Annotated in this window: 19 protein-coding genes; 10 read left to right on the top strand and 9 right to left on the bottom strand. The window is 51.5% G+C overall.

What is annotated here, in order from left to right; genetic code table 11:
* The first annotated feature begins 7 nt into the window (after window positions 1-7).
* Complete coding sequence (locus BGK46_RS10585; protein WP_069589163.1) at window positions 8-1,228, top strand: phosphopentomutase; 1,221 nt, start codon at window positions 8-10, stop codon at window positions 1,226-1,228.
* A gap of 92 nt (window positions 1,229-1,320) precedes the next feature.
* Here BGK46_RS10585 and BGK46_RS10590 read toward each other — a convergent pair whose 3' ends face one another.
* The gene (locus BGK46_RS10590; protein ID WP_069589164.1) at window positions 1,321-1,914 is read right to left on the bottom strand and encodes an AhpA/YtjB family protein; all 594 of its coding nucleotides are present in this window, start codon (window positions 1,912-1,914) and stop codon (window positions 1,321-1,323) included.
* A gap of 130 nt (window positions 1,915-2,044) precedes the next feature.
* On the opposite strand from BGK46_RS10590, the gene serB reads away from it, so the two are divergent.
* A complete protein-coding gene (gene serB / locus BGK46_RS10595; protein ID WP_069589165.1) occupies window positions 2,045-3,016 on the top strand; it encodes a phosphoserine phosphatase in 972 nt (323 codons plus the stop codon).
* Here serB and BGK46_RS10600 read toward each other — a convergent pair.
* Window positions 3,013-5,370 carry a PilZ domain-containing protein gene (locus BGK46_RS10600; RefSeq protein ID WP_069589168.1) on the bottom strand — a complete coding sequence of 786 codons (2,358 nt, stop codon included), beginning with the start codon at window positions 5,368-5,370 and terminating at the stop codon, window positions 3,013-3,015. The genes serB and BGK46_RS10600 overlap by 4 nt on opposite strands.
* Before the next feature lie 123 nt (window positions 5,371-5,493).
* On the opposite strand from BGK46_RS10600, the gene radA reads away from it, so the two are divergent.
* A complete protein-coding gene (gene radA, locus BGK46_RS10605; protein ID WP_069589170.1) occupies window positions 5,494-6,870 on the top strand; it encodes a DNA repair protein RadA in 1,377 nt (458 codons plus the stop codon).
* 72 nt (window positions 6,871-6,942) lie between these two features.
* Here the strand turns inward: radA and BGK46_RS10610 are convergent, their stop codons facing one another.
* The 3 genes from BGK46_RS10610 to ettA all read right to left on the bottom strand — a co-directional run bounded on the left by BGK46_RS10610 (window position 6,943) and on the right by ettA (window position 10,260).
* Entirely contained in the window at window positions 6,943-7,947 is a 1,005-nt protein-coding gene (locus BGK46_RS10610) for a peptidoglycan DD-metalloendopeptidase family protein (RefSeq protein WP_069589171.1), read from the bottom strand.
* 50 nt (window positions 7,948-7,997) lie between these two features.
* Window positions 7,998-8,378, bottom strand: a complete 381-nt coding sequence (locus tag BGK46_RS10615) for a PilZ domain-containing protein (protein WP_069589174.1) — start codon at window positions 8,376-8,378, stop codon at window positions 7,998-8,000.
* Between the two features lie 214 nt (window positions 8,379-8,592).
* A complete protein-coding gene (gene ettA, locus BGK46_RS10620; protein WP_069589176.1) occupies window positions 8,593-10,260 on the bottom strand; it encodes an energy-dependent translational throttle protein EttA in 1,668 nt (555 codons plus the stop codon).
* Between the two features lie 158 nt (window positions 10,261-10,418).
* Here ettA and sltY point away from each other — a divergent pair, with 158 nt between their 5' ends.
* Window positions 10,419-12,425 carry a murein transglycosylase gene (gene sltY / locus BGK46_RS10625; RefSeq protein ID WP_084781398.1) on the top strand — a complete coding sequence of 669 codons (2,007 nt, stop codon included), beginning with the start codon at window positions 10,419-10,421 and terminating at the stop codon, window positions 12,423-12,425.
* Window positions 12,426-12,466: 41 nt separating this feature from the next.
* On the top strand, window positions 12,467-12,787 hold the full coding sequence (gene trpR / locus BGK46_RS10630; protein ID WP_069589177.1) for a trp operon repressor: 321 nt from the start codon (window positions 12,467-12,469) through the stop codon (window positions 12,785-12,787).
* Window positions 12,788-12,846: 59 nt separating this feature from the next.
* Here the strand turns inward: trpR and yjjX are convergent, their stop codons facing one another.
* Together yjjX and BGK46_RS10640 are read right to left on the bottom strand one after the other, a co-directional pair.
* Complete coding sequence (gene yjjX / locus BGK46_RS10635) at window positions 12,847-13,362, bottom strand: inosine/xanthosine triphosphatase (protein ID WP_069589179.1); 516 nt, start codon at window positions 13,360-13,362, stop codon at window positions 12,847-12,849.
* A complete protein-coding gene (locus tag BGK46_RS10640) occupies window positions 13,325-14,206 on the bottom strand; it encodes a sterol desaturase family protein (protein ID WP_069589181.1) in 882 nt (293 codons plus the stop codon). The genes yjjX and BGK46_RS10640 overlap by 38 nt, the downstream gene beginning before the upstream one ends.
* 125 nt (window positions 14,207-14,331) lie before the next feature.
* On the opposite strand from BGK46_RS10640, the gene eutB reads away from it, so the two are divergent.
* Both eutB and BGK46_RS10650 read left to right on the top strand, forming a co-directional pair.
* Window positions 14,332-15,312, top strand: a complete 981-nt coding sequence (eutB, locus tag BGK46_RS10645; RefSeq protein WP_069589182.1) for a hydroxyectoine utilization dehydratase EutB — start codon at window positions 14,332-14,334, stop codon at window positions 15,310-15,312.
* 9 nt (window positions 15,313-15,321) lie between these two features.
* Window positions 15,322-16,284 (top strand): cyclodeaminase, encoded by a 963-nt coding sequence (locus BGK46_RS10650; RefSeq protein WP_069589184.1) that lies wholly within the window; start codon window positions 15,322-15,324, stop codon window positions 16,282-16,284.
* Here the strand turns inward: BGK46_RS10650 and BGK46_RS10655 are convergent.
* Window positions 16,260-17,189: a sensor domain-containing diguanylate cyclase gene (locus BGK46_RS10655; RefSeq protein ID WP_175418653.1), complete on the bottom strand. Its 930-nt coding sequence runs from the start codon at window positions 17,187-17,189 to the stop codon at window positions 16,260-16,262. The two genes, BGK46_RS10650 and BGK46_RS10655, sit on opposite strands and share 25 nt — an antisense overlap.
* Window positions 17,190-17,670: 481 nt before the next feature.
* Here BGK46_RS10655 and BGK46_RS10660 point away from each other — a divergent pair, with 481 nt between their 5' ends.
* The 3 genes from BGK46_RS10660 (at window position 17,671) to BGK46_RS10670 (ending at window position 21,475) form a co-directional block, all read left to right on the top strand.
* Complete coding sequence (locus BGK46_RS10660) at window positions 17,671-19,566, top strand: S8 family serine peptidase (protein ID WP_084781400.1); 1,896 nt, start codon at window positions 17,671-17,673, stop codon at window positions 19,564-19,566.
* Between the two features lie 13 nt (window positions 19,567-19,579).
* Window positions 19,580-19,984 (top strand): hypothetical protein, encoded by a 405-nt coding sequence (locus BGK46_RS10665; protein WP_069589189.1) that lies wholly within the window; start codon window positions 19,580-19,582, stop codon window positions 19,982-19,984.
* A 246-nt stretch (window positions 19,985-20,230) separates the two neighbouring features.
* Window positions 20,231-21,475, top strand: a complete 1,245-nt coding sequence (locus tag BGK46_RS10670) for a dicarboxylate/amino acid:cation symporter (RefSeq protein WP_069589193.1) — start codon at window positions 20,231-20,233, stop codon at window positions 21,473-21,475.
* Between the two features lie 43 nt (window positions 21,476-21,518).
* On the opposite strand, the gene dgt is transcribed toward BGK46_RS10670, so the two are convergent.
* Complete coding sequence (gene dgt, locus BGK46_RS10675) at window positions 21,519-22,967, bottom strand: dGTPase (RefSeq protein ID WP_217492733.1); 1,449 nt, start codon at window positions 22,965-22,967, stop codon at window positions 21,519-21,521.
* Window positions 22,968-23,014 lie beyond the last annotated feature (47 nt).

Genomic DNA, 23,014 nt, shown 5'->3' on the forward strand with positions numbered 1-23,014 from the left:
GGCGATCATGAAACGCGCAATAGTATTAGTTTTAGATTCATTTGGTATTGGTGCCACTGAAGACGCAGTTAAATTCGGTGACCAAGGTGCTAATACCTTGGGCCACATTGCTCAAGCGTGTGCCAAAGGCGAAGCGGATAATGCCGACCGCAGCGGCCCGCTTTCATTGCCAAACCTGACCAAATTAGGTCTAGGTAAGGCATGTGAAGAATCATCGGGTTACTTCCCTGAAGGGCTAGATGCCAACGCAGAGATCATCGGTGCCTATGCGCACGCGAAAGAGTTGTCATCTGGCAAAGACACCCCGTCTGGCCACTGGGAAATTGCCGGTGTCCCCGTGCTATTTGATTGGGGTTACTTCACTGACCAGACCAATAGCTTCCCGCAAGCGCTGCTGGATCGTATTGTCGAGCGTGCCAAGCTGCCGGGCTATTTGGGTAACTGTCATGCGTCAGGCACTCAAGTGCTGGACGATTTGGGCGAAGAGCACATGAAAACCGGTAAGCCGATTTTCTACACCTCTGCAGATTCTGTGTTCCAAATCGCATGTCACGAGGAAACCTACGGCCTCGATAACCTGTACGAGCTTTGCCAAATCGTGCGTGAAGAGCTGGAAGACTACAACATTGGTCGTGTGATTGCGCGTCCATTTGTGGGCCCAGGCAAAGGCCAATTTGAGCGTACGGGTAACCGTCGTGATTTGTCAGTTGAGCCACCATCGGCCACGGTATTGCAAAAAATCGTGGACGAGAAAGGCGGTGACGTGATTTCGATTGGTAAGATTGCTGACATCTACGCCCATTGCGGGATCACCAAAAAGATCAAAGCGACAGGCCTTGAAGCGCTGTTTGACGCGACCAAAGACGCGATCAAAGATGCGGGTGATAACAGCTTAGTCTTTACCAACTTTGTTGATTTTGACTCTGCATATGGTCACCGCCGTAATGTGGCTGGTTACGCTGCGGCCTTGGAATACTTCGATGCGCGTTTGCCAGAAATCATGGCCATGCTGGAAGAAGATGATGTTTTGATCCTCACTGCCGACCACGGCTGTGATCCGACTTGGCCGGGCACTGACCATACCCGTGAGCACATTCCTGCTCTGGTTTATGGCAGCAAGGTACCTGCGGGGTCATTAGGTCGCCGTGAAACCTTTGCCGATATTGGCCAATCACTGGCGGCTTATTTTGGCACGTCGCCGATGGACTATGGACAATCCTTCCTGTAAGGATAAAGGATTCATGCATCAAAGAGATGGCTTTGGCCATCTCTTTTTTTATGAGTGAGGTTTGAGGCGCCCTCGTGTGTATCTGAGTTGGGTTACCAAGGAAGCAATGAGGTTTGGCTGTCGCGACGCTTAAGCATGCCAACCAGCAATGCTCCCAACAGAATCGCAAGTACTAGCAGGGTGCGAAACTGATTCATGTTCTCTTGCAATTGGTGATGGGCTTTTTCTGTGACCGCCTGATGTTCTAGCGTGAGGCGGAGAAAGCCTGCTACATCGCCCTCTCGGCTAATGGGGGCCATGAGTTGCTGACGGCCGCGGCTTTCTAACCCAAGCGGTGTGGTTAATCCAACCGCCGTTTCGAGTGGCAGGGCATTAGCCGAGTGCACCACGGCCTGACCGTTTAGGCGGTAGAAACTCGCATCGCGGATCAGAGGCTCTTTGACCAAGGCGTCGGCCATCGTTTGTAATGGCTGATAGTTCTTATCCACCAAGGCGTCGTAGGCTTGTGCGCCAATCTGACGGGTCATCAGTTGTGCCAGTTCATCCGTTTGTTGGTAGAGCGCTTGATATTGGCGCTGGCTTAATGTCGTGCTGTAAAGCATCAACGCCGCAATTGCAGCGATCGCACTGAACAAGATCCCCCATTTCACCACGCGTCGCAGTGCTTGTCGCGAAACCGTAAACATAGCCACCTCAAAAGCTAAACCGCCAGAATAAATTGCACTGGAGCTCAGTGCTGGTTTTATGGTATCACAGCCTCAATACGATTCATTCACTATTCAATCGACGGCTTCGGCCGCAAGGACGCCTACAACCATGGACGCGACGCCTTTTAAAATTTACCGCACCCCAACGCTTTATCAACGTTTCCCATCGTTGTCGACCTATAGTCGCTATACCCGACGTCAAGGTGGATGGGTGCTCCTTGGTGAGCTGGTAGATCCGCGCCAGCTTGATGATATTGCTTTTTTTACTGGCGAAGCGGTGACACCGATTGATGGCTGGCGGGTAGGGCCTTATGAAGTCTTATTAATGGCGGGGCCATTAACCGATGCGCATCAAACCATTGTCCATTTGCTTGGCCTAGATTGTGCGGACGTGCACGGTCTGCCAGATCTCAGTCAGCCGGGTCTTGCGGTATTCGATATGGATTCAACCGCGATTCAAATCGAATGTATTGATGAAATAGCTGCGTTGGCGGGGGTTGGGGATGCGGTCTCCGCGGTGACAGAACGTGCCATGCTGGGTGAATTAGACTTTGAAGCCAGTTTACGCGAGCGTGTTGCCGCGTTGAAAGGCGCGGACAGCCAAATCCTAGCGTCAGTGAAATCCACGTTGCCTTTGATGCCGGATATGGCGCGTTTAGTCGCCAGTTTGCGTGCGCATGGCTGGAAGGTGGCAATTGCTTCTGGTGGCTTTACCTATTTCTCTGATCACCTTAAAGACACGCTGTCACTGGATTATGCTGAGTCCAACCAACTCTCGATAGCGCACGGAAAGCTAACGGGAGAAGTGGAAGGGCGGGTGGTCGATGCCCAGCGAAAGGCAGACGTGCTGACGATGCTGGCACAAAAATATGATATTGCAGCAGAAAATACCCTTGCGGTCGGAGATGGTGCCAACGATTTACCCATGATGAACGCCGCCGGGCTTGGTGTTGCCTACCATGCCAAGCCGATGGTCAACGCCCAAGCGCAAGCGGCGGTGAAACACACTTGGTTAGGCGGTGTGCTTTGTATCCTGTCGGCAAGCTTGCGCGAGGGACGTATCAGTTGGCAGACCCGCTAACAGCCAAGGCGCATCAGCACCTCATCGGTGACATCGACCAGCTCGCCATACGCGCACAGTGCGGCAAACTCATCCTCGAGCTGGCGCGCTTTATGGGTATCGCGTTGTAACAATGCCGCGAGTTTTTCGGGATTGATTTCTTGTTCCGCATGAGCAAGCGGCGCCATGCGGTTGCGCAGTACGGCAAATAGCCCACCGCGCTGAGCCAGCTCAATAAACTTGCGGCGGGCATCGTCGGACTCAAACTCGCTATCCGCGAAGGTATGCACTCTGCGTACGATTTCATCTTGCATGTCCATCCAGACATAGTATTCGCGGATCAGTTCTTTTTGCGGTTGAGACAGGCGGGAAACCTCATGCGTGCGCGTATGAATTTTGTCGCCAAACAAGGGGTAGAAGGAAATCTGTCGCCCTCCACCGGCGCGCTCGAGTAATCGGTGTAACCGGCTCGGTGGTAGGTTAATGCCGACCGCGGATACCGAGAGTACGCCATTGTCTCGGCGTATAAAGTAAGGCTGCACGGTGAGCCGGGTCAGCAATAATTGGTGCATGGCTCGCACCAGTGGCGGATCGGGTAAGATCTCATCCAACACGGTGAGTTTTTCTTGGTTGTGCTCAATCAAACGGCGTAAGTATTGGCGTCGGCGAGTATTCGGGGCTTCGTTGACCAGCTTTAGCTGGATATTATTGCGTTTAGGGCTGACTCGGATAACCTGATAAGGCATATCTACCAAAGGCGCGCGGCGGTCTATTTTCACAAAGGCATCGAGAGAGACAGAGATCAGATCGTCTTTTGCCCCTTGAAAGGGCTGCTTGAGTGCAACATTCAGTCCGCCCGAGGAAAAATCTAACAGCGCGCCTTCCATAAACCCCTGTTCAGCATGCACCAAAGAGACCTTAGAGCGGTATTGATAACGTGGCTCACGGCGCTGCGGCTGCATATCGGAGGAAATTAAGCTGGCTTGGCTCACAGGATTACGCTCATGTAAAAAGCGGCGCAGTGCTTGGCTCGAGCGTTCGGGTTTGGGGTGACTTAAATAGGCCTGCTGCGCATCATGATGTGTTACATCCTGTACCAGTGCTACATGCGTCAACGTCTTCAACTTGTTGAGCCAGTCTGGCGATACATCCTGCAGTCGTTCGATATCGGCAGCCGTGATGGCTGACATGGTCACTTTAAACGCCCGCCAAGATGTCCGCTTGGCCCCTAATTTCCAAAACAGCTGGCGTTCTTCCACACTCATCTCACTCGGAGAGGCTGAGTAGAAAAATCGACGCTTATTCTTTTCAACATAAAAACAGTAAAGCAGCAGTTGGCTATTGGCCGCCCCTTCGACTTGTAATAATGAAAGGCGTTGTGGGTCGAAAAGGTGATTGATCACTGGCTGGTTGCGTTCATCATGCCAGTAATCCCAAAGGCTGTGGTTTTGCCGCGTTTTAAGCACGTACGCCATTTTATCTTGCGCAAAATAGAGCGGCAGTACGCTGGTGTGATGCAAAAAAGATTGTTCATAGCTTTGCAGCTTGAGGGTCAGCAGTTTATCTTCCCCGTCTTGTTTCCCGCGAAAGTCTGGCGATGCCATCTCTGACTCCAATGCCCGTTTGATGGCGTCACTGCTGGTATCAAGACGCAGGCGTAACCAAGCATTGCTCGTACTATCATTGTTTTGGTCCACACCAATAATGCGGTAGCTCAAGCCATCTTCAAGATCGGGGTCGAGATACTTCTTTGCTAACGCCGCAAACCGGACAGTGACTTCTGAGCTTGGAGGGTAGTCAAAGGCGGCGGGGACGCGCACGCGGCAGCCTGAGTTTGATAAGTCGCTGGTGGTCCCGTGAACTTCCTGACCCGACTGCAAGGTGATCAAGACTTGCGTAGCATAGTGAATGCGACTTTCGCTGCGTGATAGATAGCTGCCAAAGGTCAGCTTCTCGGGTAATAACGCCGTTTGAGCACTATCGGTGACTGGGCCTTGCCCTTTTTGCTGGCTCTGCTTCGCTTTCTCGTGTTGGACGCGAAAGTTATTTGGGGTGTTGTGCAGATCTTCCCATAACCCTTGGGTCAGTTGTCCATTATAAAGTGGCAAGCGCTCGTAGTAATAGTTAATGGCAACATCGTCCAACCAATGCTTCTTGCCATGCAAGTCATATTCGTGACATTCGCCATCGACTTTTCCACGCAAATCAATGGTGCGATTGCACGGCGCCATCAGCCGCCTGATCTCCATTTTGATCAGCAGCTTGGCAGAGTTCGGCTCGTTAGCCGTTAGCTTGTCGAGCAGCACCTCAAATTTTGGGGTTTGGGAAAGAGGAAGCAGTTGCTCAATCAGTCCCTGGTAATCATCCTGCTTCATGGCAAAGTCTGTTAAAGTATTGGCCTGCTTTTGTAGCGGCACGCTATCAAAAAAGTTTGGGAATAATTAATAAGATAGCAATCATTTTGTGAATTAGCTGACATCATACGTATTGGAGTGCGAATGGCAAAAACAAAACGGGCCTACGTGTGCAATGACTGTGGCGCTGATTTTCCCCGCTGGCAAGGGCAATGCTCAGCGTGCGGTGCGTGGAATACCATCACAGAAGTACGCCTTGCCGCGTCCCCTCAAGTCGCGCGCAATGAAAAATATGCCGGCTACGCGGGGAGTGCGGAAGGTAAAGTACAGACGTTGCAAGAGATTGACTTGCAAGAAGTGCCACGCCTGAGCAGTGGTTTTAAAGAGCTAGACCGTGTCCTAGGTGGTGGGATTGTGCCTGGCGCGGCCATTTTGATTGGGGGCAACCCGGGCGCCGGTAAAAGTACCTTGCTATTGCAAACCATGGTGGGCTTAGCGCAGCACTTACCGACGCTATACATCACTGGTGAAGAGTCACTCCAACAGGTTGCGATGCGTGCTGACCGACTTGGGCTTCCCAAAGACAAACTCAAGCTGTTATCCGAAACCAGCGTTGAAACCATTTGTCAGGTCGCTAAGAAAGAGCAACCTAAAATCATGGTTATCGACTCCATTCAAGTCATGCATGTCGGTGATGTGCAATCGGCACCGGGTAGCGTGTCTCAAGTACGCGAGTCAGCGGCCGCCTTAACGCGCTACGCGAAACAGCACAATGTGGCGATATTTATGGTCGGCCATGTGACCAAAGACGGCACCTTGGCTGGGCCGAAAGTGCTCGAGCACTGTATTGACTGTTCGATTCTACTCGATGGTTCAAGTGATAGTCGCTTTAGAACCTTACGCAGCCACAAAAATCGCTTTGGGGCGGTGAATGAATTGGGTGTGTTTGCGATGACCGGGCAAGGGCTGAAAGAAGTCAGCAACCCTTCGGCGATTTTTCTTTCGCGTGGCGAGGAGCAGACATCGGGAAGCTCGGTGATGGTGGTATGGGAAGGGACCCGCCCTTTGTTGGTAGAGCTACAAGCGCTGGTCGACTATTCGCAGCTAGCTAATCCTCGTCGTGTCGCGGTGGGTTTAGAACAAAACCGACTGGCGTTATTGTTGGCGGTGTTGCACAAGCATGGTGGGCTACAAATGTCGGATCAAGACGTGTTCGTCAATGTGGTGGGTGGCGTCAAAGTGACCGAAACCAGTGCCGACCTCGCTTTGTTGTTGGCGCTGATCTCTAGTTTCCGCGATCGACCTTTACCCCGCGATTTGGTGGTCTTTGGCGAAGTGGGCTTGGCCGGTGAAATTCGCCCTGTGCCGAGTGGTCAAGAGCGCTTGATGGAAGCGGCGAAACACGGCTTTAAAAAAGCGGTCGTCCCGAAAGCGAATATGCCAAAGCAGCCGCTTGAGGGCATGCAAGTCTTTGGGGTAAGCAAGCTGTCTGATGCATTGGATGTGTTAGAAGACCTCTAACCGCTGTGATAAACAACAAAGCTCACGTGTCTTGCTATGCAGGCGCCGATCTCTGTGAGCTTTGTTGAGTGACTACATCGAGACGTTGGTAGGCGTCACGTCTAAATCCGCCTCGCGCTGTTGCGCGGTACTTAGCGGTGGCTCAGGGTCGGGCATATTGGCGACCTGAACCTGAGTTTCTACCAAGTTTTCTACCACTGAAACTAAATGGCCCCAACCCACACGTTTTTCTTTTTCCAGCAAGGTATCAAAGTTCTCAGCACTCCATTTAATAAAGCGGCGCGGGTCCAGCGCGCGTCCCAAAAAACGGACTTCATAGTGTAAGTGAGGGCCTGTCGATAACCCTGTGTTGCCGGACCAAGCAATCAGATCGCCTTTTTTCACGAACTGACCACTGCGCACATTGAATTTATCAAGGTGTGCGTACAAGGTCATAAAGCCGAAAGCATGGTCGATTTTGACAAAGTTGCCATAGCCTTTTTTGCGACTCGGGCGTACGTATTCCACCACGCCATCAGCAGGCGCATAAACAGGCGTGCCCTTATCTGCGGTCAAATCTAATCCCATATGAAATTTGGCTTTGCCGGTGACTGGGTGTGTGCGTGAACCAAATCCGGATGAGCGCCGATAACTTTCAATCGGTTTGCCGTTGGGGATGAGCTGCAACATGGTGTACCGCACTGCAGAGTTAATGGCCGCGACGTCTAAACGGTGAGTGAGTGAGGCGTCTTTAGCGACCGAGTTTAACCCCAGCATATCTTCGACGGTCACCACGCGTTGCGTGAGCGCAGTAAGCTCAACGTCTTTATTTTCAATGGTTGCGGTTAACTCATCCCGTTTTTGTTGCAGGACCGCTAATTCCGCATTCAGCGCCGCCCGTTCATCCCGTAAACGTTCCACGGCGGCTTCGGCCTCTGTTGAGCGTGCAGAGAGAAAGTACAAGCTGGCAAAGGTGACGGTAAGCAGTGCGAGCAACACAAGCGCGAGCGTCTGCACCACCTTTTTACGAGTGGGGCAGAGGGTGAAGTGCTTCACGCCATTGGGGTGCGTGACGGCGATATGAATGTGATCTGTCATGACTGGCTACTGCTGGCCTGCATTAAATACCGTCCATGACCGCGCGGGCACTAAGCTTGTGGCTCCGCCATATGGTCAGTCAGTTGTGCGAGCTCGCGATGGAGAAGTTCATCGTTGCCGACGTTAAGTTCAACGAGCCTTTTTAAATGACTGGCACTATCAATGTCAATGTGATCGATATAAAGATGTAAGTAATTCGCGCAGTTGTTCACGAGAATGCACTCCATGTCTAATTCTATCTCTGAATCATGGAGAAAAAAGACCAAGTCGAACTCTTTACGCTCAGGGTCAGATTCCCAATTGTTGGGCAAACTGAGTAGCACGCCTTTTAGGGATAAATCGAGTACGTGTGCGTGCCATTCACGACCATCCTGTTTGAGTATCGCGGGAGCACGATACATCACGCGGGAATATTTTCTACGCTCTGACATGACAGCATCTCCTATAGATGTCTGTTTTCAGTGTAGGCAATGGGGTGCAGATGGCACGGGAATTAGACGTTTTGTCTCACTTTTGCAACGTTTGGTTACCTTTATTGCGCTATGTACCGGAGACAATACGGTTTAGGACGCATAAAAAGCCCCGCTGAGGGCTGAGGTGCTAGAAAACCACCTCAGTCCGCCCAGCAGGGCTGTCGTGCGGCGATTACTTGGCGACGCGCTTGTACTTGATGCGGTGCGGCTCAGCGGCTTGCGCCCCTAAGGTTTTCTTCAACCAATCGGTGTATTCAGCAAAGTTACCTTCGAAGAAGTTCACTTGGCCTTCGTCACGATAGTCAAGAATATGGGTTGCAATACGGTCTAAGAACCAGCGGTCGTGCGAGATCACCATGGCACAGCCTGGGAATTCAAGCAGGGCTTCTTCGAGTGCACGCAAGGTTTCTACGTCTAGGTCGTTAGTCGGTTCGTCGAGAAGGAGTACGTTACCGCCTGCTTTAAGCAGTTTGGCAAGGTGGACACGGTTACGCTCACCACCGGAAAGCTCACCGATGCGTTTTTGCTGATCGCTCCCTTTAAAGTTGAAACGTGACACATAGGCGCGCGCTGGCAACTCAAAGTTGTTAATGCGAATGATGTCCGCCCCTTCTGAGATCTCGTCGTAGACAGTGTTATTGTCATCCATGCTGTCACGGAACTGATCCACCGATGCCAATTGGACGGTGTCACCCACTTCCACGGTGCCTGAGTCTGGTTGCTCAGTGCCACTTAGCATCTTAAACAGCGTCGATTTACCCGCACCGTTTGGACCGATAATACCGACGATGGCCCCTTTAGGCACACTGAACGACAGATCGTCAATCAAGACACGATCCCCAAAGGATTTGGTGAGGTTGTTCACCTCAATGACCTTGTCGCCTAAGCGTGGACCCGGCGGGATAAACAGCTCATTGGTCTCGTTACGGCGTTGATAATCTGACGTATTAAGCTCTTCGAAACGCGCCATACGCGCTTTAGATTTGGCCTGACGTCCTTTTGGATTCTGACGAACCCACTCGAGCTCTTTCTCGATGGTTTTTTGACGTGCTTTTTCTTGTGACGCTTCTTGCTTCAAGCGAACGTCTTTCTGTTCCAGCCAAGAGGTATAGTTACCTTCCCAAGGAATACCTTCACCACGGTCAAGCTCCAGAATCCAGCCAGCAGCGTTATCCAAGAAGTAGCGGTCGTGGGTAATCGCCACCACAGTGCCGGTGTAATCGACCAAGAAGTGCTCAAGCCATGCAATAGATTCGGCATCCAAGTGGTTGGTTGGCTCATCAAGAAGCAGCATATCTGGTTTCTCAAGGAGCAAGCGACAAATGGCGACACGACGGCGCTCACCACCCGAAAGGTGCTTAATTTGTGCATCCCACTCAGGGAGGCGCAAGGCATCAGCGGCGCGCTCAAGGGCGTTGTCGAGGTTGTGACCGTCTTTTGCTTGGATCAAGGCTTCCAGTTCGCCTTGCTCTTGCGCCAAGGCGTCAAAATCTGCATCTGGATCAGCGTAAGCCGCGTAAACTGCATCGAGTCGGTTCAATGCGTCTTTAACATCGGCAACCGCTTCTTCGACGGTTTCACGAACCGTTTTGTCTTCGTCCAATACCGGCTCTTGGGGCAGATAACCCACTTTTAAGCCCGGTTGCGCACGGGCTTCACCCTCAATGTCGGTATCGATACCGGCCATGATGCGCAATAGGGTCGATTTACCCGCACCGTTTAGACCCAATACACCGATCTTGGCGCCTGGGAAGAAACATAGAGAAATATCTTTCAGAATTTGGCGCTTAGGTGGCACGATCTTGCTCACCCGCGACATGGTATATACGTACTCAGCCATTTCTGCTCGCGTTAATAGTTGTGGAGTGAAAGACGCTATTCTAACGTTAACTTTGCCAAGTTTAACAGTGATCGTCATATTCAGGCGTTAACATCGAGGGAATTTGCCTGCCAGGCTGTTGTCTACTCGATGTTAGGAACACAGGAGCAACCGTTGACATGGAATTACTCACTGCCTTCTCCCGGCCATATGGCGCAGCGTATCGTCTCGCTGTCGCCTGTGTCCGTGCTTTCTCACGCCCTTTAGTGTCAGGCGTATTAGTGACATCCAGCTTTGCCGCGCCGGCGGTGTTGGCCTCTGCTACCCCCGACGGCACCGAATTAACGCCGCAACAGCGCCAATATGAAGCTGCAATCGACGCCATCGAGCGTGGTGATCTCAAACGCTTTCGCACCCTAAAGGGCCAGCTTCGCGATTATCCGCTTTATCCCTATTTGGACTATCGTGACTTTACTCGCAATTTGTCATTAAAGTCGCACAAGTCGGTCACTAACTTTATCAACCGCTACAATTCGTTGCCTTTTGTAAACAGTTTGCGGGCCGACTATTTGTCCTTGCTTGCCGATCGAGGGGAATGGAAAACCTTGGTGTCTTTCCAGACAGATGTCCCGCGTGGTGAGCGTTATCAGTGCCAGTACTATTACGCCCACAGTCAGGCTGGTAACCGCGCATTAGCACGCAGTGGGGCGAAATCGCTTTATCTCTCGGGTCAGTCGGTAGACAGCGCTTGCGATCCCTTATTTGGCTTTTTATCCCAGCAAAAACTCTTAACCGGTGAGCTGATCTTACAGCGGATGCTATTGACCTTTGAAGCACGTAACCGCAGCCTGATGCGGTATTTAAATCGTCAACTACCGGCGTCTTATCAGCCACAAGGCGAGCAGGTACTGGCGCTTTATGATGAGCCTGAGAACGTCGCTGATTTTTCCAAGCGCAGTAAGGTGACGCCTTTTAACCAAAAGCTAACTCGACTGGCATTTGAGCGCTTGTCGCGCAAAGACGAAGCGCAAGCCATTCGCCAGTTTCGTCGGACGGTCGAAGGGCAGCATTACGATAAGCGTGAACGCCAAGAGATTGCCGATTATCTGATCAGCCAATTGATGAATGATGACGAGCCTGCCCTCTCAGGGTGGCGTGATCGCATGCTGCGCAATACCCACAACGATGGCTTGATTGAGCGACGCTTTCGATTGGCGTTATTGGATAATGATTGGCACGCGCTCAATGCGTGGCTGTCGCTACTCAGTGATACCGAGAAGCAATCGCTGAAGTGGCGCTATTGGGATGCGCGCATTCAGCTCGAGTTAGGGGATAGTGAGCAAGCTAATCGTGCCTTCGCCAATATGGTGGGAGAGCGTAACTTCTACAGTGTCGCCGCGGCGCAGCATTTAGATCAAGCTATTCATATTCCTTCCCGAACAGCGGTACTCAAAGAAGAAGGGCTGATGCCAGTGAAAGATGTGTTAGCGCGAGTGGACGAGCTAATTGCGCTGAACAAAATCTATGCCGCGAAACGTGAATGGTATTACGTCCTCAACCGTGCCAGTGACGCGCAAATTGCGTTATTGGCGGCATACGCCAGTAAAAATCACTGGTATCACTTGGCGGTGCAGGCAACGATCGCAGGAAAAATGTGGGATCACTTATCGCTGCGTTTCCCGCTTGCTCATCAGTGGTGGTTTGAGTTTTTCAGCCGTGAGCGAGGGGTGGATAAAACCACGTTAATGGCGTTGTCGCGGCAAGAGAGTGCCTTCTTTACTCACGCGGTGTCTCATGTTGGCGCGCGGGGCTTAATGCAGCTTATGCCGCGGACGGCGCGAGAAACATCGCGGGAGCTTGGTTATGACTACGAAGGGCCGGCGAGTTTAAGCGATCCTGGGGTGAACATTCGTCTTGGCAGTGGCTATCTAAAAATGATGCTAGATCGCTTTGAAAGTAATCGCATCTTAGCTTTTGCCGCCTATAATGCCGGCCCGCATCGGGTGTCACGTTGGTTGGAGCGATCGCAAGGCCATATGGATGCGATTGCCTTTATCGAGTCGATCCCGTTTTATGAGACCCGCCATTATGTGCAAAATGTGCTGATGTTTGAAATTTATTACCGTCAGCTATTGGGGGAGCCGGTTCAATTTTTACGGGCCAACGAGTTAGCGAAACGTTATTAATGGTACACTTGCCGCACTGACGTTAACCGTGAGAGGAAACCATGTCGCAATCACCTGCATTTTCAGGGTGGCAAGATGTTATCGCTTTAGTGCGTCGTGCCGGACAAGATGGCCATGATGATGCGTTGCTGACGGCGCTACTGACGCCAGATGAGCGTGATACCTTGGTCGCGAGGATCAATATTTTACACGAGCTATTGGAAGGTAAAATGAGCCAGCGCCAACTGAGTCAGTTGCTGGGGGTTGGCATCGCTACCGTGACGCGCGGCTCCAATGAGCTCAAGCGCCTTGATGATGACAGTAAAGCGTGGCTGGCGCGTTTACTCAAAAGCGAAGCAGAGCAGAAAGCGCACACCGACTAGCGGAAACGCCACAGTTTTATTGATAACGGAGCCTTCTGGCTCCGTTTTTTCTTGGCTTATCAGCGGTAAAGATGAGGATGTAGAAAAGGAATCAAGGCTAAGATAAGTGCTTGATGGTAAACGCTTGAGCGCGTTAAGCGATGCCCAGTGAGCATACCAATCGCGCCGCCTTTTTGCTTCACGTTCTGCTCGCTGAACATACGATCCATCACATCCCCCAGCTCCTCGCCATGGTGTAATGCGCGCAGTGCCTCTGGCGGTAGCGGTAGAGAGGCTGAGCGCGCTTCACCGCGTATCGTCCCATCGTCGATCACCATCCACGCAAAGGTATGCTGGTGGTCTAGTCCGGCTTCTACCCCGACGTAAAAATCCCCTTCGTATTTTGCTTTGGCATGCTGAACACGGTTGCAGGCACCGGCATAGGTTTCTTTCTCTGTCATGGGTTGGTCTGGCACGTCGCTGGGGACCGCGACACCGGTAAACGTAAAGGGCTGTTCAGGAAAAACATCACGAAAGGCAGCTTCAACGGCGGCGATTTTAGCGGGGTTTTTGGATGTGACGATGACTTGGCTCATGCGCCTGCGTCTCCTTGTTATTTTGATAGGCGCGCTGAAGTATACGCCAACGCAAAGGCAAACGCAGCATCCCCAAAATATGACTGGCGTCAGTGGCTTGGCTGACTTCGGCTAACCCGATACGCATCCCTTTATGGCCTTTACGCGGTTGTGGCACATAGGTGCCAAACCAGCGGTCCCAGCAAGACAGATTGAAACCATAGTTGGCATTGCACTCATGAAAACGGGTCGAGTGGTGCACCCGGTGCATGTCGGGGGTAACGATAACGCGGCGCAACCATGCATCTACCTGTTTGGGCACGGCGACATTACTGTGATTAAACATGGCCATGCCGCTTAGCAAGGTCTCAAAAAGGATCACCCCGATCACAGGCGCACCGAGCATCATGACAACTAAACACTTAATCAGCATGGAAAGCCAAATTTCTACGGTATGAAAACGTGCTCCTGTGGTGACATCAATGTCCATGTCCGCGTGGTGGACAAGATGTAAACGCCATAGCCAAGGCCATTGATGGAATAGCTTGTGTTGATACCAAATGGCCAAATCCATCAGCACCAGTGTCAGTATTATCGCGAATACCTCGGGCAGAGCGAGGACATTGAACACGCCCACATGATGGGCTTGGGCCCATGACGCGGCACCGACCGCCGTTAGCGGGGCAAACAAGCGTAATGTTAGGGTGTTAAACACCGTCAAACTAATATTGCCCCGCCAGCGCTCTCGCCGAGTTCTGGTGAGGGGGCGCTTGGGCCTACGCCACTCAGCGAGTAGCATCACTGCTAGCACGGCGACAAACACACTCAGCCGGAAGATGGTCTCGTTCGTTTCAATCCAACTCATAAAGGCTCCTTAGGGTTGATTTATGATACGTGATAACGGCATCACTCGCCCACAGGCGGGGGTTGGATGAAGTCGCATTTGGGATCTAGGCTGTCAAAATGACAATGCAGCGAAAGGAGAGGCCGATGACCCCAAGTTTGCATGATGTGTACTTGGCGCGCCGTTCGATACGGGCCATTGCCACTCGTACACCTTTGGTGTTTTCGCCCGGACTATCCGCCCGCTACCAATCTGAAATTTGGCTTAAGTTAGAAACATGCCAGCCTACTGGCGCGTTTAAGCTGAGGGGAGCGGCCTATGCGCTCAGTCAGCTGAGCGATAAAGCGCGCTCACGGGGTGTCATTACATGTTCAACGGGAAACCATGGGCGTGCCCTGGCCTACGCGGCGAAGCAACTTAATATTCCAGCAACGGTTTGCCTATCGTCTCTTGTACCGTCGCATAAAGTAGCAGCGGTGAAAGCACTGGGTGCGGATGTTCGCGTAGAAGGGCGTTCACAAGATGATGCAGAGCGTATCGCGATTCAGGCCGTGCAACGTGAAGGGTTGTGTTATATCCCCCCTTTTGATCATCCCGACATCATTGCTGGCCAAGGCACAATCGGGCTAGAGATTTTAGAAGATCTACCTGATGTAGATGTGATTGCGGCGGGGTTATCTGGCGGCGGGCTCATTGGTGGAATAGGCCTTGCCGTTTCCCAAATCGCACCGCGAGTATCTGTGGTTGGTGTGTCTCTTCGCGACGGTGCCGCAATGGCAGAAAGTCTACGTGTGGGCTATCCGGTTGCCGTCACCGAGACGCCATCGTTAGCCGACAGCCTCGGTGGTGGTATTGGCCTTGAAAATCAATACACCTTTGCATTGGTGCCGAACGTGATGACCGAGCACTATCACGTCGATGAGGCCTACATTGCGCGAGCGATGATCGATGTGTGGCAATGCGAAAATATCTGGGTAGAAGGCGCGGCAGTCGTGGGATTGGCTGCATGTAAGCAACATAGGTTGGCTTGGCAAGGGAAGAAAGTGGTGATTGTCGTGAGCGGCAAAAATTTGTCGACTGACACCTTAGCGGATGTGCAACAACTCAGTGAACAAGTGCATGAATAAGGAGCCGGTATGCAATTATTTCATCGACCACAGATTGAAGCCGTCACAGGGTTAGACCGACAGTCACTGGGTATCATTGAAGAAGCCTTTATTGCCTTGGGACGAGGCGAAGTAACCATGCCACCAGTGTTGAGTATGGCGATTGCGGAGAATAATGGGGAGGTCGATGTTAAAACAGCACATATCCACGGCGCAGAGCGATTTGCGATCAAAGTAAGTCCGGGGTTCTTTGATAACCCTCAATACGGGCTCCCGAGTCTGAATGGCTTGATGGTGGTCTTTTCGGCTAAAACCGGGATGGTGGATGCGGTGCTGTTTGACGACGGTTATCTCACTGACATTCGAACCGCGCTCGCAGGGGCGGTGAGTGCCAAGTATTGTGCGCGAGATGATGCGACAGAGGTGGCCGTGATTGGCGCCGGAAAGCAGGCAAGGCTTCAAGTTGCGGCTCTGACCTTGGTCAGAGATATCACCACGGTGCATGTTTGGGCAAGGGATGAGCAGCAGGCCCAACAGTATAAAACCTCGATAGAGCATGATCTATCGTTGACCGTACATGTTCACTCCAGTGCCAATAGCGCTTGCCAAGAGGCGGATATTATTGTGACCACCACGCCGGCGACCAAGCCAGTTATCTATTGGGAAGATATTCCGGTTGGTGCCCATATCACGGCGATGGGGGCCGACAGCCCAGAAAAGCGTGAACTAGCCCCCGAGATCTTACAACGTGCTGATGGGTTGGTGGTTGACCGACGTACTCAGTCTGAAACCTTGGGGGAATTAAAACACCTTGCTTTGTCTCGGCACGTTGAAGAGTTGGGCAAAGTGGTGGCATCCGGTCGTCCTTTGTGTCGCGCGCGTAATGCGATCACCGTGTGTGATTTGACTGGAACCGGAGTGCAGGATACGGCGATTGCCAATGCAACCGTGGCGAAGCTAGTGGCAGCTTATGGGAGATCAGCGCATACCTGATTGCGGCCACGCTGTTTGGCGGTATACATTGCTCGGTCCGCGCGCGCCATCACCTCATCCAGTGAATGATGGCCCGCTTCTGTGAAGCTAATGCCTGCGCTGACGCTAACCTGATGGCGAGTGGCATGCCACAAGAACCCTTCTTGATAAACATGATGACAAAGAGTGTTTGCCAGCTGGAGCACGTCTTGGCGTGTACAGTCCGGTATGATAATCACAAATTCTTCGCCTCCCCAACGGGCACAGCATGCTTTCGACGGTGAAAACTGCTTAAGTTGGCTTGCGATCTGGACCAACAACCGGTCCCCCGCAATATGCCCTAAGCTATCGTTGACTTGTTTAAATCGGTCAATATCTAACACAATAGTGCCGAGTGCAATGCCATGAGTATATTGCTCAAACCATTCTGTTAGACCGCGCCGGTTTGCTAGCTGGGTCAGACTGTCAGTCAGAGAGGCGTGCGTCGTCTCATCGAGTGAAGTCTTGAGTTGATGGATATCTCGAAATACAACGATATGCCAATCTGGGTTTGGCGTGACATCGACTTGTGCCGTGACCGCATACCAACGCTGCTCTCCATTGGCATGGGTGATTAATGCCGGAAGTTCAACGGTACGTTCACCGCGTGCTTGCGCCTCGTGTACGGCTCGATGCCACTGGTTAATGACATCTTGCCGATAGGTAGGATCCGGATAGGCTTTTTCAAACCATTGGTAGATGTCTGGCATACTATCTAGGGTATAGCCGAGTTCTTGTCGGAAGGCTTGATTAAAGAAAATATGGACGCGATTGTTATTGCCAATTTCATCAGTCACAATCCCTTCTGATATCAATAAGGGCAGTGGCACGATATCCAGCGCATCAAAAAAGTACTGTTTAAACTCATCAAGTGACGCTTTACTCAAGGTATCCGCCTTACTATTCCCATTAATATCCGCTTGCTTTATTGATTTATCTATCATCAGTGAGTGTAGATGATTTACCCGTCTTCGACGTCATCTCTCTCCCTCGTCGGTGGGTCAATGACTCTTTGGATTACGGGCTGAGAAAGGGGGGACACGGCGAATAGCCGATTTGTCGGAGTGCGTCGAGGTGAAGCATTTACATCATTTCTTAAATAATTCTGTGATAATTCCCTTAAAATAAAAAAGTATACCTTATTACGTTTTTATATTGCCTGTTTTGTCGCAATATTTGATTTTTTTACGTGAATTAAATGTTAACAAATGTGGGGTGTGGTCAGTTTTTTAGATGATTTTTGTTTAAAAGCTAGGCACAAGATCACATCTTCTTTAATTGCTTGTTTATCATTAGGTTATTTCTTTTTACTAATGATGGGTCTCTCAGAATCGAGACACGTCTAGTTAGTGTAAAAAGGAATGATAAATGCACAAACACAGCTCTCTTGCGTTGATTATCGGCGCGCTTTTCCACACCTCCGGGGCGTGGGCGATGGCAAAAGTGCCTGAGCCTGTCGAGCCCGATCCACAAGCTTGTGTGGCGTTAACGGGCAATGAGCCTGTTGATATTAGTCGCACCAGTGCAGAGCGTTGCTTGCCGGGCGACGACCCATTTACAGCACAGCAGTGGCACCTACTCAACAGTGGTCAAAAAGCCTTTGCCCGCGAAGGTGGGCAAGCGGGGAACGACCTAAACCTTTGGTGGGCTCACCGACAGGCTATTCTGGGCCAAAACGTCAATGTCGCTGTTGTCGATGATGGGTTGGAGATTGGCCACCCAGATTTGGCGGCTAATGTCCGAGCAGGTAAATCTTACGATTTTGTCGAGCGTGACAATGACCCGACGCCAGAAGGCTGGAGTAATCGTGATACCGCACACGGTACCTCGGTGGCTGGCATCATCGCCGCAGTGCGAGATAACGGCCTTGGCGGTATGGGGGTTGCGCCGCTTGCCAACCTTCAAGGGTATAATTACCTCGCATATCAAAGCCAAAATGCATGGGAGATCAGCCATGGCCGTGAAGGCTATTCGGATGATGTCCGCATATTCAACCAAAGCTATGGTGGTTCCGGGGTGCGCAGCTATCCCTACAGCGATGACCCAATGAGCTATGATGGTCGCCAGAACGCCCAATACAAAAAAATGAGCACGGAAGCCTTTGGCGGACTGGGGGCGGTATTCATCAAATCAGCGGGAAATGGTTATAAGCGTACCTCATTTAATCGTGAGCGCTTCGGTCCTGTCGACGAGAACCACGGGTTGCCTTGGCAGAACAGCAACCAATCGTCTGATAATGCGAATTATTGGAACGTCACGGTCAGCGCGCTCAATGCAGACGGCGAACGTTCTTCCTACTCGTCGGTCGGGAGCAATGTGTTCCTGACTGCACCGGGTGGGGAGTATGGCACCAATAAACCCGCTCATATCACCACGGACCTCACCGGTTGTACGATGGGATATAACCGTGATGATAGTATTCCTTACGATTCGCACGACCTGCACGGTGGCACGGAGATAGATAACACCTGTGATTTCAACAGCGTGATGAACGGGACCTCCTCGGCGGCGCCAAATACCTCAGGGGCATTTGCGTTGATGATGTCAGCTTATCCAAATTTATCGCAGCGCGATATTCGTCACCTATTAGCGACGACCGCGACACGGGTGGATGCAGACGATGCCGAAGTTCTTTTAACCTATCAAACAGCACGTGGTGGTGAGCGCACGGTGACTGGTCTAGAGGGCTGGAAACAAAATGCTGCGGGGCGTTGGTATAGCCCAACCTACGGGTTTGGTTTGATTGATGTCAATGCGGCACTCGATGCGGCGAAGACATATCAGCCACTTCCTGCACAAGTGTTCACGGATTGGGCGTGGTCTTATCACAACCAAGAGGGTGAAACTGGGCTTGCGATAGCCGATGCTGGGGCGGTGGCGACAGCAGACAGTGTGCAAGTAGCCGATAACCTCACTATCGAGGCGGTACAAGTGCGTACCTCGATTGAGCACAGCCGTATGTCTGATTTGCTCATTGAGTTAGAGTCGCCCGCAGGGACTAGGAGCGTATTGATGTCACCACGTAACAGTATGCTTTCAAACACCCTGGATCCTACCTATCCAGAAGGTTTTACCGACCATTTAATGCTATCGCACAAATTTAATGGTGAAGCATCGCAAGGTCAGTGGACGCTCTATGTCACGGATACTGACGGTGATACACGCCAGTACACCTTAGGTGGCGAGGTTAAATCCATGCCAAACAACCACGATGATGGCAAACTGACCCAATGGTCACTGCGTGTCATCGGTCACCGTGGTTAATAGGAGACGAAGTATGAAAAAGATGATCTCAGCACTCGCTATCATGGGCTTTAGCTTGAGTGTTAGCGCAGGTAGCGTGCAATTGAACGGTCAAGACTACGTGGTGGTGGATACGGCCAACAGCGCTCGCAGCATGAGCGGTGAACAAATGGGCGTGATGGTTGGCGATAAGGTCGCTGTATCCGCGCAAAGCACGCCTTTGACTGTTACTGGCTCTATTTTGGTCAAAGCGACCGAAGCGCACGCGAGTGAGCTGGCTCAAAAATACGGTTTAAGTTTGGTAAGTTACCTAGAGGGCGTTGCCCTACTTGAAGCCACACCGGGCACCAATGTGGCAGAACTTGAGAAAGCCTTGAACCAAGAGCTAGATACCCCCGTCAACTTAGAGCTCAACCCACAAAACCAACGCCCCCAATAATGGCTTTGTGGTGATCCCTAGCCCGCCTTCATGGCGGGCTTTTTTATCATGCGCTTTCTTGGTATTTGCAGTGAAAAGTGTGGTCTCATTCGCCAACCAACCATTTTGTTACTAGTTATTCCAGATTGTTCATAACTTTTACATGAGCTGAATTCCGCTACTTGCTATGATTTGTCGCCAATTCGCTACAAAAATGCAGATAAATCATCATTATGCAGCTATGACGCTGTGATTAGGGAAAAGACAATGTGGAAAACCCTTAGACATTCTTTGCCATTGCAAATTGCAGTGGCGGCCGCACTGGCTTGGCTGGTGGGCACGGTATTCGGCCCCATTGAGAACGCGGAACAGACCACTTGGTATCCGTTGCTTATGCTTGCCAAGGTCAGTTATATCGGTCTACTCAAAGCCGTGGTCGGCGTGATGGTATTGCTCTCGTTACTGGAAGGGATCAGTAATATTGGCAATGTGGTTCGCCTTAAGCGCCTAGGTGGTGCAACACTTTTGTTTTACGGTTTTACCACCACCATCGCGATCACCATTGGTCTTGGCGCAGCACTCATGATGCCCGAATGGCAACCGCTCACCAATGCACCGCCTGTGGATGAGAGCATTAGCTTTATCAACCAAGATGCTGCGGGTGCTGGAGCTATTGCCACCAAACTTATTAATATGGCGTTGGTGAATCCGTTTGCCGCGGTGACTCAGGGTAACCTTTTGGCGATTGTGGTGTTCACCATTTTGTTCGGCATTTCGCTGATTGTCGCGCTGCCAGAGTCGCACCCACTATTCGAGACCATTCGCGGGCTGAATAAAGGCATTAACACCATGGTGGCAGGCATTATCAAGCTGGCGCCATTTGCAGTGTTTGCGATTGTTTTCCAGTTCTCCCACAAAGGGGATAACGATCTATTTGGTCAGCTATTTAGCTTCGCTGCTTTGGTGTTTGGACTCACGATGGTCCATGCAGTGATCGTGTTGCCGCTTATTGCACGCGTTGCCGGTGGTATTGGCTTTGTGAGTCTGTTTCGCGCCATTTCTGCACCGCTGGCGATGGCGTTTGCGACTTCATCCAGTGCTGCGACACTGCCCGTTTCGATGCAGGCTGCCAAAGAAGAGCTTAAAGTTACCCCGTCGACCGCGAGCATGGTCTTGCCGTTGGGCGCGGTGATGAACATGGATGGCACCGCGTTATTTGAAGGCATTGCTGCGGTGTTCCTCGCACAATTGTTCGGGATTGACCTGTCGACCACCGGCATTGTGATGATCTTCATTATGGCGATGGTTTCGTCGGTAGGCGCACCGGGCATGCCGTCGGGCTCGATGTCAGGTATGCAGTTGGTGTTGCTGGCTGCGGGTATTCCACTGGAAGCCATTGCTATTTTGCTGATCATTGAGCGCCCACTCGACACTTTCCGTACCGCGGTCAATGTGCAAGGCGATTTGATTGGTGCCACGGTGATTGATAAGTGGCAAAAGCGCTTTGGCTAATAGCCTCATCGCAAAAAACCGCTCCCAACCACGGAGCGGTTTTTTATCCCTCTTCAATCACATGAAAGGCGCGGTACTCGTCGAATGCGTATTGGTCCGTCATACCGCTGATATAGTCAATCAGCAGGCGAGTACGAAAATAGAACTCACGCGCAGTGGCAGAAGGGATCTGCTCCGCCAGGGCCTGTTTTTGTACCGCGTCACGATAGGCTTTTTTATGCTTTTCAGGCAGTTTTTTAAATAGCCGCTGGGTGTATATCGACGCCTGTGGCTTGACCGGCTCGCCATTGACTAAGGCTGTAAACACCTCACTGGGCAAGGTGAGGAGTGGACGATAGATGCTCATCAAACCATGGATGACGCGATAGCCTTGTAGCTCGCGGCGTTCCACTTCAGGGTGACAAAAGGCATGCGCTTTGGCGACGTTTTTAAAGGTTTGTACAAGTAAATGATTGACGCTGTTATCTTCAATTAGCGCGTGATTAAAGGTGCCATCAACGACGGCGGGCAAATGGTCGACAAAGCGTTGGGCGGCATGGCGAGGCAAGCGTTTATTGACCTCCACACGCAAGAAGACAAAAAACTGACTGTCACTGCCGTGGCTGCGCTTTTCCGCATTCTCTAACATGGTCGCCATGGTGTTGGCGTCATGCTCCTCACTGGCTTGGGTAAGCTGTACAAAGGTTGCCTTTAAGGCCGCTTTCAAATCCGCGAGAGTCAGTACGCCTTTTTCAACGGCGTCTTCTAAATCGGCAATGCCATAAGAAATATCATCGGCCGCTTCCATGATGTAACTGACTGGGGCACGACAGCCGGGCGAGATGGAGAGCGTTTTTTGCAAATCGCCAATGTACGCGTGTTCACTGAGAAAATAGCCGACTTTCTTTTTAAGGTACGCGCGGGCATCGTCATCTGCAGGTTTCGGCTCGCTACCACACCGAGTGTATTTAAGAATGCCGGAGACTTGTGAATAGGTGAGGTTCAGCTGTTGTAAGGTATGGATTAGCCGAATGCCTTGTGCGTTGCCTTCAAAATGACAGAGATCGCGCTGTACCGCCTCAGGCAGTTCGTCGTTAAAATGTTGCCGATAGATATAAGGGACCTGCTCACTGAGCCAATCACTGAGCGCTTGCTCGCCAAAGTGTCCGAACGGTGGGTTACCTATGTCGTGCATCAGGCAAGCCATCTCAACCAAGGTTTCCAAGCAGCGGTCGAGCGGGGGAGCGAGTTGCGAGGCAGACAGCTTGTCGGCAATCAGTTGACTGATATAGCGCCCGACTTGCTGAACCTCTAAAGAGTGGGTGAGACGGCTGCGCACCGCGGCATTGCGTTCAAGTGGAAAAACCTGAGTTTTTTGTTGCAAACGGCGTACAGCGGCAGAGTTAATGATCCGTCCACGATCGCTTTCAAACTGCTTCATTAAATCGCCGTTCGTGTGCGTTCTAAAAGGCCTATCTGGACGGATTTTTTGCTCAAAATTCACAGTCATCATGACACCCAGCTTGTCCACTTTTTAAGATAGAGTGCGGCGGATTTCAC

The organism is Salinivibrio sp. SS2 (genome assembly GCF_001722075.1).
Lineage (GTDB): Bacteria > Pseudomonadota > Gammaproteobacteria > Enterobacterales > Vibrionaceae > Salinivibrio > Salinivibrio proteolyticus.